The organism is Flavobacterium glucosi (assembly GCF_048286535.1).
GTDB lineage: Bacteria > Bacteroidota > Bacteroidia > Flavobacteriales > Flavobacteriaceae > Flavobacterium.
The window spans coordinates 147955-163655 of sequence record NZ_JBLVPK010000005.1; the positions used below are offsets into that span (position 1 = coordinate 147955).

General features: G+C 34.5%; 18 protein-coding genes and 1 pseudogene. 15 read left to right on the forward strand and 4 right to left on the reverse strand.

All coding sequences use genetic code 11. The features are described from left to right. Positions 1-35 precede the first annotated feature (35 nt). Together ACNQGD_RS10770 and ACNQGD_RS10775 are read right to left on the reverse strand one after the other, a co-directional pair. Complete coding sequence (locus tag ACNQGD_RS10770; protein WP_417999276.1) at positions 36-326, reverse strand: hypothetical protein; 291 nt, start codon at positions 324-326, stop codon at positions 36-38. A 1040-nt stretch (positions 327-1366) separates the two neighbouring features. Continuing rightward, the gene (locus tag ACNQGD_RS10775) at positions 1367-3229 is read right to left on the reverse strand and encodes an ABC-F family ATP-binding cassette domain-containing protein (RefSeq protein WP_417999277.1); all 1863 of its coding nucleotides are present in this window, start codon (positions 3227-3229) and stop codon (positions 1367-1369) included. Between the two features lie 309 nt (positions 3230-3538). On the opposite strand from ACNQGD_RS10775, the gene ACNQGD_RS10780 reads away from it, so the two are divergent. The 13 genes from ACNQGD_RS10780 to ACNQGD_RS10840 all read left to right on the forward strand — a co-directional run bounded on the left by ACNQGD_RS10780 (position 3539) and on the right by ACNQGD_RS10840 (position 12120). Next, positions 3539-3781 (forward strand): hypothetical protein, encoded by a 243-nt coding sequence (locus ACNQGD_RS10780; protein ID WP_417999278.1) that lies wholly within the window; start codon positions 3539-3541, stop codon positions 3779-3781. Continuing rightward, entirely contained in the window at positions 3781-4071 is a 291-nt protein-coding gene (locus ACNQGD_RS10785; protein WP_417999279.1) for a type II toxin-antitoxin system RelE/ParE family toxin, read from the forward strand. Before ACNQGD_RS10780 ends, ACNQGD_RS10785 begins: the two co-directional genes overlap by 1 nt. Before the next feature lie 3 nt (positions 4072-4074). Then, entirely contained in the window at positions 4075-5274 is a 1200-nt protein-coding gene (locus ACNQGD_RS10790) for a glycosyltransferase family 2 protein (protein ID WP_417999280.1), read from the forward strand. A gap of 84 nt (positions 5275-5358) precedes the next feature. Then, positions 5359-6660, forward strand: a complete 1302-nt coding sequence (locus ACNQGD_RS10795) for a dihydrolipoamide acetyltransferase family protein (RefSeq protein ID WP_417999281.1) — start codon at positions 5359-5361, stop codon at positions 6658-6660. 145 nt (positions 6661-6805) lie between these two features. Next, positions 6806-7576 (forward strand): exonuclease domain-containing protein, encoded by a 771-nt coding sequence (locus tag ACNQGD_RS10800; RefSeq protein WP_417999282.1) that lies wholly within the window; start codon positions 6806-6808, stop codon positions 7574-7576. Positions 7577-7663: 87 nt separating this feature from the next. Then, positions 7664-8275: a fumarylacetoacetate hydrolase family protein gene (locus ACNQGD_RS10805; RefSeq protein WP_417999283.1), complete on the forward strand. Its 612-nt coding sequence runs from the start codon at positions 7664-7666 to the stop codon at positions 8273-8275. Continuing rightward, positions 8275-8619, forward strand: coding sequence for an Hpt domain-containing protein (locus ACNQGD_RS10810; RefSeq protein WP_417999284.1), 345 nt, complete (start codon positions 8275-8277; stop codon positions 8617-8619). The genes ACNQGD_RS10805 and ACNQGD_RS10810 overlap by 1 nt, the downstream gene beginning before the upstream one ends. Positions 8620-8827: 208 nt before the next feature. Next, on the forward strand, positions 8828-10081 hold the full coding sequence (locus ACNQGD_RS10815) for a CinA family nicotinamide mononucleotide deamidase-related protein (protein ID WP_417999285.1): 1254 nt from the start codon (positions 8828-8830) through the stop codon (positions 10079-10081). A gap of 72 nt (positions 10082-10153) precedes the next feature. Continuing rightward, a complete protein-coding gene (rpmB, locus tag ACNQGD_RS10820) occupies positions 10154-10390 on the forward strand; it encodes a 50S ribosomal protein L28 (RefSeq protein WP_024980263.1) in 237 nt (78 codons plus the stop codon). 27 nt (positions 10391-10417) lie between these two features. After that, entirely contained in the window at positions 10418-10600 is a 183-nt protein-coding gene (gene rpmG, locus ACNQGD_RS10825; protein WP_017495179.1) for a 50S ribosomal protein L33, read from the forward strand. Between the two features lie 74 nt (positions 10601-10674). Next, complete coding sequence (locus ACNQGD_RS10830) at positions 10675-10827, forward strand: DUF4295 domain-containing protein (protein WP_082014152.1); 153 nt, start codon at positions 10675-10677, stop codon at positions 10825-10827. Between the two features lie 128 nt (positions 10828-10955). Then, entirely contained in the window at positions 10956-11936 is a 981-nt protein-coding gene (gene ftsY / locus ACNQGD_RS10835; protein ID WP_417997557.1) for a signal recognition particle-docking protein FtsY, read from the forward strand. A gap of 7 nt (positions 11937-11943) precedes the next feature. After that, positions 11944-12120 carry a hypothetical protein gene (locus ACNQGD_RS10840; protein WP_417994646.1) on the forward strand — a complete coding sequence of 59 codons (177 nt, stop codon included), beginning with the start codon at positions 11944-11946 and terminating at the stop codon, positions 12118-12120. A 2-nt stretch (positions 12121-12122) separates the two neighbouring features. Here the strand turns inward: ACNQGD_RS10840 and ACNQGD_RS10845 are convergent. After that, positions 12123-13198, reverse strand: a pseudogene (locus tag ACNQGD_RS10845) (serine hydrolase domain-containing protein). A 249-nt stretch (positions 13199-13447) separates the two neighbouring features. On the opposite strand from ACNQGD_RS10845, the gene ACNQGD_RS10850 reads away from it, so the two are divergent. Together ACNQGD_RS10850 and ACNQGD_RS10855 are read left to right on the forward strand one after the other, a co-directional pair. After that, positions 13448-13888 carry a hypothetical protein gene (locus ACNQGD_RS10850; RefSeq protein WP_417999286.1) on the forward strand — a complete coding sequence of 147 codons (441 nt, stop codon included), beginning with the start codon at positions 13448-13450 and terminating at the stop codon, positions 13886-13888. Then, positions 13869-14165 carry a DciA family protein gene (locus ACNQGD_RS10855; RefSeq protein ID WP_099715934.1) on the forward strand — a complete coding sequence of 99 codons (297 nt, stop codon included), beginning with the start codon at positions 13869-13871 and terminating at the stop codon, positions 14163-14165. Before ACNQGD_RS10850 ends, ACNQGD_RS10855 begins: the two co-directional genes overlap by 20 nt. 131 nt (positions 14166-14296) lie before the next feature. On the opposite strand, the gene ACNQGD_RS10860 is transcribed toward ACNQGD_RS10855, so the two are convergent. Then, a complete protein-coding gene (locus ACNQGD_RS10860; protein ID WP_417999287.1) occupies positions 14297-15562 on the reverse strand; it encodes an RsmB/NOP family class I SAM-dependent RNA methyltransferase in 1266 nt (421 codons plus the stop codon). Positions 15563-15701: the final 139 nt, after the last annotated feature.

Consider the following 15701-nt stretch of genomic DNA (forward strand, 5'->3'; position numbering starts at 1 on the left):
ACAGATTATACATTCTGGCAATCATGATCTACGGTCTATGCTCCGGCGAACGGTGTGCCGAAAAGTCCGACTGCAAGTTCTATCCAAATGAGGAGAAGCACTACCAGAATAAATGCACATAAAATAATTCGATGATTGGTTTTTTTTACCTTTCTCATTACAAGTTCACAGACAAGACTAGTACCGAGCAATAGGATACCTGCGACCACAAAGTCGGCCAGGTTCCAGTTTACTGCATCTGTGAATTGCATCACTATTAATGGGATGAGCAATAAAAAAACTACTGTGAGCACAATGGCTATACCTCTTTTGTTTTCTATAATCATAATTTCCAGTTTTATATATTAATTTGGTTTTACATAATCCGAAAGTGTAGCTATTAAATATTTAATAGGTTTATTTTCAGGGTTTTGTTTTACAAATGTACATAACTTTGAAATGCAAAGTACTTTATGTTTTAAAATTATTTTAATCTTATATAATTGTTTGTTGAAAAAAATGACTGTTAGAAAAATCTAGGTTAGAATCCTATTTCCTTGGTAAATCCTTTAGATTTATAAAATAAAAACCACTACAGAATTAGATTTTGTTGTGGTTTTTACTGTACAGCTAAACTGTCAATTTTTTAAATTTAGTTTCTGTTTTTTTTAATCTTTAGTACGTATTAAAGTTGGTTTTATAAAAAATAAGGCGCTAATGCTAAAGAATAATAACTGTTATTTGTCCTTAGGGGACTGAAGTGCAAATGCAAATCCTAAGCCAAATAATATTGTTATTAGTGCTGCGAAATATGGGATAAAATCAGACATCTTTATTGTTTTGTATAATTTTTAAATAAATGCCGAATGCTAGTATGGAAGGGACCCAAATTCCAATAAAGATTGCTTGCTCTTTATTTCCCTGAAAGTATAAAATTTCTGAGAAAATTAACGAAAGGAAAGCTGCCATAAATAACAACTTATCAGATAATGTAAATTTTTTTAACATTTTTGTTGATTTAAAAATTATTTTTAATAAAATAGTTAAGTAAATCTATAAACATAAAGTGAGATTTGTTTGTTTAGATTGTTGTTTTATAAAATAATTAAGTATTGTTTAGCGGGTACGTTTTTTAAAATAATAAATAGAGTATAGATTATAAATTCAAATTGATGAGAAAGAATGCCGCATCTTGTGTCTGTTTACTTATTTTTATGGGAATAAAAGAAAAGGATAAAACTAAAAAATATTAGTTTGGAAAATTATTTAAAGATTACAGTACTGTTTCTTGGTAAACACTTTAATCTTGAAAATAGAAAACCACAACAAAATTAAATTCTGTTGTGGTTCTCGTTATGTGATGATGGCCCTACCTCGCAATGGCTTTTTACCCTTCTATCTTCGCACTCAGCTCAAACCAGCGTTCCTCTTTCTCTTCAATTTTATTGATGATATTTTTCAATTCGTTGGCTTTCTTTTCAATATTGTCTTCGGCAATTTTTCCGTCTGAGAATAATTGTTCGATAGCTACTTTCTGAATCTCTAAATCCTTGATTTCTCGTTCCGTTTTTTGGAATTCTTTTTGTTCGTTGAACGTCAGGTTTCCCGTTGGATTGTTTTGTTTCCAGTCTTTTTTATCGGCTTTGTTTTCCTCTTTTTGGGCTACATCGGCACTGTCTTCATAGGCTCTGAAATCAGAATAGTTTCCAGGAAAATCTTCTACCACACCATCACCTCTAAAAATGAACAAATGATCCACAATTTTATCCATGAAATATCGGTCGTGAGAAACTACAACTAAACATCCTGGATAATCCAAAAGGAAGCTTTCCAAAACATTCAGCGTCACAATATCCAAATCATTGGTAGGCTCATCCAGAATCAAGAAGTTTGGATTCTGAATCAAAACCGTACACAAGTACAAACGTTTCAACTCGCCACCGCTCAATCGATCCACAAAATCGTATTGTTTTTTAGAATCAAACAAGAAACGCTCCAATAATTGTGAAGCCGAAATCAATTTTCCTTTCATCAACGGAATAAATTCTCCGTATTCCTTAATCACATCAATCACGCGCTGACCCGGTTTTGGGTTAATCCCGCTTTGGGTATAATATCCTATTTTTATAGTCTCGCCAACTACTACTTTTCCACCATCAAGCGGTAAAGTTCCAGTCAAGAGATTCAAGAAAGTCGATTTTCCGGTTCCGTTTTTCCCAATGATTCCAATGCGTTCCCCACGTTGAAAATCGAAACTGAAATTATTCAAAATCACATGATCCTTGAATTTCTTGGAGATTTTGTGAAGCTCGATAATCTTGCTTCCCATGCGTTCCATGTTAATTTCAAGCTCTACTTTATTTTCACGACGGCGACTTTGTGCTTTTTCTTTGATGTCATAAAAATCATCCTGACGCGATTTCGATTTTGTCGTTCTCGCTTTTGGCTGACGGCGCATCCATTCCAGTTCTTTCACAAAAAGATTCTGCGCTTTATCCACACTCGAATTCTCGGATGCGATGCGTTCCTCTTTTTTCTCTAAATAATAAGAATAATTTCCTTTGTATTGGTATAATTTTCCGTTGTCTAATTCGATGATTTCATTACAAACACGCTCCAAAAAGAAGCGGTCGTGCGTCACCATAAACAACGTAATGTTTTCTTTAGCAAAATAACTTTCCAACCATTCAATCATCTCTAAATCCAAGTGATTCGTAGGTTCATCCAGAATTAATAAATCAGGACGATTGATCAAAATGATAGCCAGTGACAACCTTTTTTTCTGTCCACCAGAAAGATTTTTCACTTTCAGTTTGAAATCTTCCAACTTCAGTTTGAACAAAATTTGCTTGTACTGCGTTTCAAAATCCCACGCATTGTGCTGATCCATTCCGTCAAAAGCTTTTTGGTACGCTTCTTCGTCTTCAGGATTTTCTAATGCTTTTTCATACGCCTCAATCACTTTCAAAGTCTCATTATCCGAAGCGAAAATGCTTTCTTCAATCGTCAATTCGTCTTGCAAATTGTTATTTTGCGAAAGGAAAGCCATTTTTATGCCTTTTCTCAAAACTACTTGCCCCGTATCGGACTCTTCTAAACCATTAATAATACTCATAATGGTAGTTTTTCCAGAGCCGTTTTTGGCTATGAAGGCAATTTTTTGGTCTTTATTGATTCCAAAAGAAATGTTTTCAAAAAGCGTTCTTTCTCCAAAAGATTTCGAGATATTTTCGACAGATAGGTAATTCACTTTGTAGGGTATGAGTTATAAATTATAAGGTATGATTTCGTTACGAAACATAACTTTTTTGCAAAAGTAATTCATTTACACCAAGTTTCAAGTTTTTGTGGTTCAACTAATATTAAAACCAAAATTTAGGTTAGTTTTTAGGAGCGAATAATTGGGTTTTATTTGTAGATATCGTTCCCGCTGTCATTCTAATCTTTTTGTTCTTAAAGAAAGAACAAAAAGGATTTTCCCTTCCATCGGGGCTAAAGAGAAACATGTTTTTTGATTTCAAAAAAATAACGTAAATTTGAGTAGTTAAAAATTTGTATCATGAAAACGGAGACTTTAAAAATCAACATCACGCAAAGAATTTTGAATATTAACGATTATAAAATACTCAGTAAAATAGCGAAACTTCTTGATGAAGAAAACAGTGTTGGTTATGACGAAGATGGAAACCCAATTTCCGAAAAAGAATATACTAAGGACATTCATGAAGCTTTGCATCAATTGAATGAAGGGAAGTTAGAAACGTATTCTAGCGAAGAAGTCAGAAAAAAAATTTTAGGTTAATGAAAGTCCTTTGGAGTAAAAAAGCATCAAATGAACTAGAAGCTATTTATAAGTACATTAAAAAAGAAAGTCCTCAAAATTCCGTTTTAGTATTTAATAAAATTTATGATTTGGCAAATTCTCTGTCAAACTTCCCCTATAAATTTCCGATTGAGCCAATAATCAATATTGAAAAAGTTAGATTTGCAGCCATTTGGAGTTTTAAAATTATCTATTCTGTCGAGAAAGAAAGTATTGTGATTTTGAGAGTTTTCAACACGAAACAAAATCCCATACAACTAAAACAATAAACTTTGCAACTATCCGTCATCATCCTCAATTACAACGTTCGTTATTTTCTCGAACAATGTGTTTTAAGCGTCCAAAATGCTTTAGAAAAAATTGACGGCGAAATCATTGTAATCGACAATAATTCCCAAGACGACAGTTGTGAAATGATGAAAAAACGTTTTCCAAACGTAAAACTCATTCAAAACAAGGAGAATTTAGGTTTCCCAAAAGGCAATAATATAGGAGTTGCACAAGCTCAAGGCGAATACATTTGCATTCTCAATCCAGATACAGTTGTCAGTGAAGATACGTTTGTGAAAATTTTAAATTTTGTCACTTCGAGCGCAGTCGAGAAGAATAATTTAGGAGTTGTTGGCTGTAAACTCATTGATGGAGCCGGAAATTTTCTTCCTGAAAGCAAACGTGGCATTCCGACGCCTTTTGTTGCTTTTACAAAAATTACGGGTTTGTATCAATTTTTTCCCAAGTCAGAAACATTCGGAAAATATTATGCACAGCATTTAAACGAAAACGAAACGGGAAAAGTGGATATTCTCGTAGGTGCTTTTATGTTGATGAAAAGAGATTTGTATCTTGAAATAGGCGGGTTTGATGAAGATTGCTTCATGTATTCAGATGATATTGATTTGTCTTATCAGATATTACAAAAAGGAAAGGCGAACTATTATTTCCATCAAACCACCGTAATCCATTATAAAGGAGAAAGTACCATTAGGGACGAAACTTATATGAAGCGCTTTCAAGAAGCGATGCATTTTTTTTATAAAAAGCATTTTTATCCTGACGGTTCGGGATCCGTAATATTCTCACTTTTTATGAAAACAGGAATTGTCTTTTTCTCTTTTGTAAAAATGTTTCAAGGAAGATCCTCGCGAAACTTCGGTATAGAAATGCTCCCCCAATTATATGTGTTGTATTCAGCTAACGAAAAATTAGTAGATAAACTCCGTTTAGTTTTGCAAAAAAAAATCCTGTTTCACGATTTGAAAACAGAAAAAATGGTAATTTCGTCTTTTGTTAAAAACAAAGAAGTAGTGGGAATTATTTTAGATAACGAATTCATATCCTTTAAAGAATGTATCGCAATTCTCGAATCTTCAAGGAATAAAAGGTTTACCTTTAAAATTATACCAAAAAATGCTAAATTTTTAATAGGAAGTAACATTAGTAATGAGAGAGGTGAGATTATAGAAATAGAGTAAAAAATTACATTTAATGCAATTTATATTTAAAATATTTAGTAATTTCGCAAACTGAAAATCAAAAGCACCTTTTAGGTTAACAATATGGCAAAATTTGAATTGAAGCTTCCAAAAATGGGAGAAAGCGTTGCAGAAGCGACCATTACAAATTGGTTGAAACAAGTTGGAGACAAAATTGAAGCCGATGAAGCGGTACTTGAAATTGCTACTGATAAAGTAGACAGTGAAGTGCCGAGCGAAGTTTCGGGAATTTTGGTGGAGCAATTATTTGGAAAAGATGATCTGGTTCAAGTAGGTCAGACTATCGCAATAATTGAAACCGAAGGTGGAGAGCTTGTGCCAATTGTTAAAGAAGCTGTAGCTACTGAGGTCGTTGCAGAAGTAACAAAAACGGTAGATGCCGCCAAAGAAAGTGTTGCGGCTCCAATAGATTTCTCTGATTCTGAAAAATTCTTATCGCCTTTGGTGAAAAATATTGCCAAAGAAGAAGGAGTTTCTATAGCAGAATTAGAAGCGATATCCGGAACAGGAAAAGAAGGAAGAGTAACTAAAAATGATATTTTAGACTACGTAAAAAATAGAACAAGCCAACCTGTAGTTTCGGCTCCGGTGGCAGCGGTTCAAAAACCAGTAGCAGCTCCAGTGGCTCATAAAGCAACTCCGGTATCTGTAAGTGGCGGTGATGAAATTATAGAAATGGACCGAATGCGCAAGCTAATTGCGGGGTACATGGTCGCTTCGGTACAAACATCGGCTCACGTTCAGTCTTTTATTGAAGTGGATGTGACGAATATTGTAAAATGGAGAGAGAAAAATAAAGTTGTTTTCGAAAAAAGAGAAGGAGAGAAATTAACGTATACGCCAATTTTCATGGAAGCAGTTGCAAAAGCGTTGAAAGATTATCCTGGAATGAATATTTCTGTCGATGGTGATTATATCATCAAAAAGAAAAATATTAACCTTGGAATGGCAGCTTCGTTACCAAATGGAAATTTAATTGTTCCCGTTATTAAAAATGCAGATCAATTGAATTTGGTTGGAATGGCCAAAGCGGTCAACGATTTAGGAGGTCGTGCAAAAGCTGGAAAACTAAAACCGGATGACACGCAGGGCGGAACCTATACCGTTACGAATGTGGGGACTTTTGGAAGTGTTTTTGGAACGCCAATTTTGAATCAACCGCAAGTGGGGATTTTAGCCCTTGGAGCAATCCGTAAAATGCCAGCAGTAATTGAAACTCCGGAAGGAGACTTTATTGGGATTCGCCAGAAAATGTTCTTATCACACAGCTATGACCATAGAGTGGTTGATGGAGCACTAGGAGGTAGTTTTGTAAAAAGAGTTGCTGAATACTTAGAAGCTTTTGATGTAAACAGAGATGTTTAAAAGTTTATAATTACAGTAAAAACCCGATTGATTTTTAAAAATCAATCGGGTTTTCTTTTTTTGAGGTTTTCTGTAACTTTAAATGGTGAACTTTAAACGAAATTAAACCCAAATTTCTATATTTGTATCCACACAATATTTAAAAATGGAACTCAAACTCAATAAACCAATTTGCTTTTTCGATCTTGAAACCACAGGAATTGATATCGGAAAAGATAGAATTGTAGAAATCTCAATATTCAAAGTTTTCCCAAACGGAAACAAAGAAAGCAAAACTTGGCTGGTTAATCCTACGATTCCTATTCCGTCACAAACAACAGCTGTTCATGGAATTACCGACGAAAAAGTGGCAAATGAGCCTACTTTTAATGAGTTGGCTGCGCAAGTTTACAATATGATTAAAGACAGTGATTTGGCTGGATTTAATTCGGATCGATTTGATATTCCGTTATTGGCAGAGGAAATGTTACGTGCCGGAGTAGATTTTGACATGAAAAACAGAGTTTCGGTTGATGTACAGACCGTTTTTCATAAAATGGAAGAACGAACATTGGGTGCAGCTCATAAGTTTTATTGCGGTAAAACCCTTGAAAATGCACATTCAGCAGAAGCAGATACCATGGCGACTTACGAAATTCTGAAAGCACAATTAGATCGGTATCCGGAATTGGAAAACGATATGAAATCATTATCGGAGTTTACTACAAGAAAGAAAATCGCTGATTTTGCTGGAATGATTGCTTTTGATAAGGATGACCAAGAGATTTTTACTTTTGGAAAACACAAAGGGGTAAAAGTGGATAAAATTCTGGAAACTGAACCTGGGTATTTCAGCTGGATACAAAATGCGGATTTTCCGTTGTATACCAAAAAAGTTTTAACAGCAATAAAATTAAGAAAACTGAACACAAAATAAGTGTTCATTGTTCCGTTTTTTAGTGTTCAATCGGAACACTGTTTGGAAGAACTGACCACTAATCACTGACCACTGAATACTAAATTTATGAAAATAATCTGCATCGGTAGAAATTACACCAATCATATAGAAGAATTACACAACGAAAGACCCACGGAACCTGTGGTTTTTATGAAGCCGGATTCGGCCGTTTTATTGAAACAACATCCATTTGTGATTCCGGAATTTTCGGAAGATATTCATCACGAAATTGAAATTATTGTCAAAATAAATAAAGTTGGTAAATACATCGAGCCTAAATTTGCGCATAAATATTATGACGAAATTAGTGTTGGAATTGACTTTACGGCACGTGATTTACAGGGGAAATTAAAAGCAAAAGGCTTGCCTTGGGAAAAAGCAAAAGCATTTGACGGCTCGGCAGTTATAGGTGAATTTTTGCCAAAAAATCAATTTAGTTCATTGGAAAATATTACTTTTGAATTGACAAACAACAATAAAACGGTGCAAAAGGGTAACTCCAGTCACATGTTGTGGAAAATTGATGAGCTAATTTCATACGTTTCTCAATTTTTTACTTTAAAAATTGGGGATATTATTTTTACGGGAACTCCAGAAGGAGTCGCTGCTGTAAAGTCAGATGATGTTTTAGAAGGATTTTTAGAAGGAAAACAACTATTTAGAATACAAGTAAAATAATGGCTATAAATTACAACCTTTCAAAAGTGTACGCACTTTCAGACAACGATGCAGAATTTGTGAATGAAATTTTGACTTTGTTTGTTACTGAAATTCCGGATGATTTAATGCAAATCAAAGAAGGAATAAAAAAGAAAGACCACAAGCATGCTTATGCATATGCGCACAAGATAAAACCTACGCTTGATTTAATGGGCTTAAACGTGGCTTTTGAAGAGATTCTTCAAATTGAAGCTTGGACCAAAACCGAAGGTAAAAAGAGAGATATTAAAGAAACTTTTAAGAGCGTAAAAAACCAAGTTAATGACGCTATCAAAGAAATCAAAAAAGATTTCGATTTGTAATATTGGGGCGTGACCCGCTGAAAATGCGGGTCGGGCTATCCGTTACAAACGAAGTTCACTGAACTCCTATGAAAATAATTATTAGGTGAAGTAATCTCCCGAAAAAACGGGAGGATTTTTACTTTTATCCCTCACGAAAAAAACCGAATGTGCTATTTTACACATTTTCTTTTTAGATTGCAATCTCATAAAAAAAAAGTACAAAAAAATGAAAGCAACCATAGTGACCATTGGTGACGAAATTTTAATAGGCCAAATCGTCGATACAAATTCTGGTTTTATAGCGAAGTCGTTAGATAAAATAGGTGTTGAAATCAACGAAATGATTTCGATTAGTGATGATAAAAAACACATTTTAGATACGTTTGCAGTACTTCAAAACAAAGTCGATTTGGTTATTATTACAGGGGGTTTAGGGCCAACAAAAGATGATATTACCAAGAAAACATTTTGTGATTATTTTGAAGATGAATTAGTTGTAGATCAAAGAGTGCTGGCTCATGTCACGCAACTTATTGAGGGTTTTTATAAGCGAACCATTACGCAAATCAATAAAGATCAGGCACTGGTTCCGTCAAAATGTACGGTGCTGCATAATCAAGTTGGTACAGCGCCAGGGATGTGGATGAAAAAAGAAAACACCGTTTTTATTTCGCTTCCCGGAGTTCCTTATGAAATGAAGTATTTAATGGAGCATGAGATCATCCCAAAAGTAGTTCGGGAATACAAACGGCCTTATATTATCCATAAAACAATTCTCACGTACGGACAAGGAGAAAGTATGGTGGCGGAACGAATAGAGGTTTGGGAAAATAACCTGCCAGAATTTATTAAGTTGGCTTATTTGCCTGCTCCGGGAAGAGTTCGTTTGCGGCTTTCGGCCCGTGGCACAGATAAAGAAAAATTAGAAGCTGCTCTTGAGGAAAATGTAAACTCGCTGGATGCTGTAATTCATGATATTATTGTTGGTTTTGATGATGATGAAACCTTGGAGGTTGTGATAGGAAAAATGCTCACAAAGCAAAACAAAACGATTTCTACTGCCGAGAGCTGTACCGGAGGTAAAATTGCGGCTGTATTGACATCGGTTTCCGGAGCTTCAAAGTATTTTAAAGGAAGTGTTGTTTCTTATGCAACGGATGCTAAAATTAATGTTTTGGGTATTTCGGAAAGTATGATAAAAGAAAATTCAGTGGTGAGCAGAGCGGTTGTTTCGGCTATGGCTTTGAACATTAAAAACATGATGAAAACAGACTATGCAATTGCTACAACTGGGAACGCTGGACCATCAAAAGGAGACTCAAACGCAGAAGTTGGAGCAGTTTTTATTGCATTGGCAACACCAAGCGAAATAATTGTTGAAGAATTTAATTTTGGTCAACCCCGTGAAAAAGTGATAGATAGAGCTGTAATTAAAAGTTTAGAACTATTACAGAAAGAAATTTTAAAAAATGTGCAATAAATTTGTTGCTTAATAGGTTTATTTTTCTTTTCTTTGCACCCTGATTTTGAATAACGATAAAAGATAAGTATAATGTCAAGAGTTTGTGACCTTACAGGTAAAAGAGCGATGGTAGGAAATAACGTTTCTCACGCTATGAACAAAACTAAGAGAAAATTTTCTGTGAACTTAGTTAAAAAGCGTTTTTATCTTCCAGAAGAAGATAGATGGATTACTCTAAGAGTAGCTGCATCTACGATAAAAACAATTAATAAAAATGGAATCGCTGCAGTTTTGAAAAAAGCGCAGTCAGAAGGATTTATTAAATAATCCATTCCAAAATAAAAAAATAGCAAGATGGCAAAGAAAGGTAATAGAATCCAGGTAATTTTAGAATGTACTGAGCACAAGACTTCAGGTGTTGCAGGAACTTCAAGATACATAACAACAAAGAACAAAAAGAATACACCAGACAGATTAGAGATTAAGAAATTTAATCCAATCTTGAAACGTGTAACTGTTCACAAAGAAATTAAATAATAATTAGAGATTTTAATAAAATCTCAAATGGTGACATTTGGAGATTTTATTGAAATTTAAATAACATTTGAATCATGGCAAAGAAAACCGTAGCATCGTTACAAACATCTTCTAAGAGATTATCAAAAGCCATCAAAATGGTGAAATCTCCAAAAACAGGTGCATATACATTCGTAGAATCTATTATGACTCCTGAAGCTGTTGATGAATTCTTGAAAAAGAAATAATTAACAATCACATTATATAGAAAAGCTACTTTCATTCGGAAGTAGCTTTTTTATTTTCTATATTTACCATTAGAAAAACGTATTGGTTCTTTGAGCTTAAATACTTCATTCTTAATACTATTTATACAATGAGTTTTTTTAAAAGAATATTTTCATCAGAGAAAAAAGACCCAAGTCTAAGCGAACAGGAGAAGCAAACATTAGATAAAGGTCTTGAAAAATCAAAAACAAACTTTTTTTCGAAGCTAACCAAAGCTGTTGCCGGAAAGTCAAAAGTTGATGATGAAGTTTTAGATAATTTAGAGGAAATCCTTGTTGCCTCGGATGTTGGTGTGAATACTACATTGAAAATAATCACCAGAATCGAAAATCGGGTTGCCGCAGACAAATACCTTGGTGTTGAAGAACTCAATGAAATTCTTAGAGAAGAAATCGCGGCTTTATTATCAGAGACAAACTCTGGCGAAGCCACCGATTTTGTAATTCCAATTCAGACCAAACCTTATGTTTTAATGGTGGTTGGGGTAAATGGTGTCGGGAAAACGACTACCATTGGTAAACTAGCGTATCAGTTTAAAAAAGCAGGTTATACTGTGGTTCTTGGTGCAGCCGATACTTTTCGTGCCGCAGCTATCGATCAGTTGCAAATATGGGCGGATAGAGTAGGCGTTCCTATCGTTCGTCAAGATATGGGAAGTGATCCTGCTTCGGTAGCTTTTGATACCTTACAATCAGCAGTGGCGCAAAATGCCGATATTGTTATTATTGATACTGCAGGTCGTTTGCATAATAAAATTAATTTAATGAACGAATTGACAAAAGTAAAACGTGTGATGCAAAAAGTTGTGGGTGATGCGCCACATGATGTGTTATTAGTTTTGGATGGATCAACCGGTCAGAATGCTTTTGAACAAGCAAAACAATTTACAGCGGCTACTGAGGTTACTTGCTTAGCAGTTACAAAACTAGACGGAACTGCAAAAGGCGGTGTTGTGATAGGAATCTCAGATCAATTTAAAATTCCGGTAAAATATATTGGGGTAGGGGAAGGAATTGAGGATCTTCAGGTTTTTAATAAGTATGAGTTTGTAGATAGCTTTTTTAAATAATAATAGAATGGATTTTTCTTCTTTAAAAAACACACCTCCGATGTATCTCTATTTAGTGAGCATCATTTCTTTTATATTGGGAAATGTTATCCGTGATAAAAGTCTTGGTTTGTATTATTTTTTATTGATAATTGGTTTAGTTTTCTTTGTTTTAGGTTTTATGAAACGTTTGAAAAATAGGTAGGTTTATTGGCATAAAGCACTGATTTTTTGCCACAAAGTTTGATCAAAATCAGATAACGCAAAAGTTGGATTGTCAGGATTTGCAACGTCACCCATTCTGATGACGACCATTTTCTTACTTGGAATGACATAGATTTTTTGGTCATTTTTGCCCAATGCCATATACATATCGGATGGAGCTGTTGGTATTAAACTACCATTGTACTGCAGTTGACTTTGTGGCAAATGATAACTTGATTTTCCATTCAGCCACCATAAATAGCCATAGCCCAAATTTATAGTTTGTGAAGTGTTTGTGGCTTCATTTAGATAGTTTTCATTTACTATGGTGTTGCTTTCCCATTTTCCTTTGTTGTAAATTAACAATCCAAAGCGGGCCATGGAGCGCGTGTTGCTTCCATAAATAGAATTATTGCCTAATTGAAACCATGCGCCATCCATTCCTATTTTATCTTTTAATTTGGTATTGAAATAGGTATTCCAGGTTTGGCCACTGGCTTGAGCAATCACATCCTGTAATTTCACATAGACATTATGGTACGCCCAACGTGTTCCCGCATCTGCTTTATATTTTAGGCTTGCTGGATCAACATCATCCGTACTGTCATCTAATCCGGAAGTCATGTTGAGTAGGTGTTTGTTTGTAATCAAGTTCTCTTTGGCTAAAGGTAAGCTGGTCCAACCAGTTCCTATGTATTGTGAAACTTTAGTATTGATATTGATGAGGTTTTCTTGTTGAGCAATTCCTGTTACTGTTGATGTCAGCGTTTTTCCGGCGCTCGCCCAATACCAAAAGCATTGGCATCATGACCGTTGAAATAGTGTTCCATTACGATTCTTCCGTTGACAAGAATGAGGAAAGATTTTGAATTTTTGAGTTCCAAATAATCCAATAGCGGTTGTACGGCGGATTGTTTCCAGCCTAAACTCGCAATTGATTTTGTATTCCAAGTTGTACCTGTTAAAGGTGGGAAATAGATTGTTTCTGCCGGTGTAGGTATAGGAGTTGGTTCAGTAGTATCTGAACTGCAGCTACTAGACAATATTAGGATGAGAAGACTGTAGATTGTTTTTGACATCTTGCTACTGATTTATTTCTAATTCCTTTAAGACCAAAAATATAGAAAATAGTTTAATGTGTTTCTACTATTTTTGTTTTCTTTGAATTTAATAAGAGTAACTTTGTAATTAGAATAAACGTGATTTAACTTAAATTCTCTAGCCCTGATGGAAGCGGCATCCTTTTTCTTGCCATTCTGACGAAAGGAAGAATGGCAAGAAAAAGATATAGCGTACAGCAGGAATTAGCTCCTAAAAACAATAATTATATGAAAAACACACTTAGCATTCTTTTTATAGCATTTTTTTTTGTGGGGTGTCAGCAAAAGATTAAGCCTGCAGACATTTCAAAAATAAATGGGTATTGGGAAGTTGAAAAGGTTGTTTTTGATTCCATAAAGGACAAAGAATATGGAATGAATGAAGTATATGATTATTTTAAAATTGATAATAATGTTGGTATTCGGAAGAAAGTGATGCCACAATTGGACGGGACTTTTTTAGTGAACGATGTTTATGAAAACGTAACGGTGCGATTTGCCGATGAGAAAGTGTTTTTGGACTATACTACTCCTTATATGAAATGGAGTGAAGAATTAATTGTTTTGTCGGACGAAGAATTAGTGCTGCTCAACAAGGAAAAAATAGAATATCATTACAAGAAAGCAACACCAATAAATTTACTGGGCGATGGCAAAACGACTAAATAATCAAAGTACGATAGGGGATGTTTTGAAACAAATTATCCAAGTGAATAAACTTCAACCTGGGATGGATCAAATTGACGTTAAGGATGCTTGGAAAAATCTGATGGGGAATGGTGTGAATAATTACACTAAAAATGTGGTTTTGAAAGGCAGTACTTTATATGTAGAACTGAGCTCTTCAGTATTAAGAGAGGAATTAAGTCACGGCAGATCAAAAATTGTGGCTATGATTAATGAAGAATTAAGACGGGATGTGGTGAAGGATGTCGTTTTGAGATAATGAAGAAGTATTCAGTTTTTTCAGGTTCATGAAAAAAACTGTTTCAAAATTTAAACGCCCCCAAATAGTGTCTAACTTTTTTGAGGGCGTTCTAATTTTCGAGTTTCTTTTGTAAATTTTTGAGTCTAGTTTTATTCTATTACTTCTATTACTTTCTGTACTCTTTTTTCTTTTTGTTCGGAGCTTTCTTTACGTTCTAACAAAGCCATATAAAATCCATCAAAACCAGACTCTGAAGCCAAGATTTTTTGGTCTTTTACAAAGTTGAATTGTTTTCCAATGTCAGTAGTCAAGAAACGAGCGATTTGTTCTTGATTTTCGGATGGTAATATAGAACAAGTAGCGTACACTAATTTTCCTCCCGGTTTTACAATTTTAGAATAACTTTCTAAAACTTCTGATTGTACTTTACGGATGTTATCAATAAATTCAGGTTTTAATTTCCATTTAGCATCTGGATTTCTTTTCAAAACTCCTAGACCACTACAGGGCGCGTCAATTAAAACACGGTCTGCTTTTTCATGTAGTTTTTTGATGATTTTTGTAGAATCAATGATGCGGTATTCAATATTGAAGGCACCGTCTCTTTTGGCTCTGATTTTTAATTGTTTCAGTTTGCTTTCATACAAATCCATAGCGATTAATTGTCCTTTGTTTTCCATTAACGAAGCTATGTGCAATGTTTTTCCACCTGCACCTGCGCAGGTATCGACAACTCGCATTCCGGGTTTTACATCAAGGAAAGCGGCCACTAATTGTGAATTAGCATCCTGAACTTCAAAGAAACCTTGTTTGAAAGCATCAGTTAAGAAAACATTAGCTCTTTCTTTTAGAACCAAAGCATCAGGTTGATTTTTCAACGTTTCTGTTTCAATGTTTAAATCCATCAAAATAGCACGTAGCGCTTCTCTGGTAGTCTTAAGTGTATTTACTCTAAGGATAACTTTAGCAGGTTGGTTTTGAGCTGTAATTTCAGTTGCCCAAACTTTCTCGCCTAATTCTTTAACTCCTAATTCATCCATCCAGTCTGGAATAGATTCTTTCAAAGCTCTCACTTTTGATAGTTCGTCAAAACGTCCCTTTATTTTTCGTTCAGGCGTTCCTTCAACCTGGCGCCAATCTGGAATAGGATAGCCTCTTAATACTGCCCAAACAGAAAACATTCTCCAAAGATTGTCTCTGTCAAATGGTTCTTTTACTTCGGCTATTTCTGCATATAATCTTTTCCAACGTACAATTTCGTAGATGGTTTCGGCAACAAACTTTCTGTCAGAGCTTCCCCAACGTTTGTCTTTTTTTAAGGATCTTGCAACCACTTTGTCAGCATATTCGCCTTCGTTAAAAATGGCGTTTAAGGCGTCTATTGTTGTGTAAACTAAATTTCTGTGTAATCTCATTTTAAATAATTGAGGTGCAAAGGTACTATTAATTGATTGAATGTTATATTTTTAATAATGAATGTTGTTTTTTAATTTTTTGGTATAAAAAAACATCGTATTAAATACAATGTCTTTATATATTTTTAAAAAACAAGAA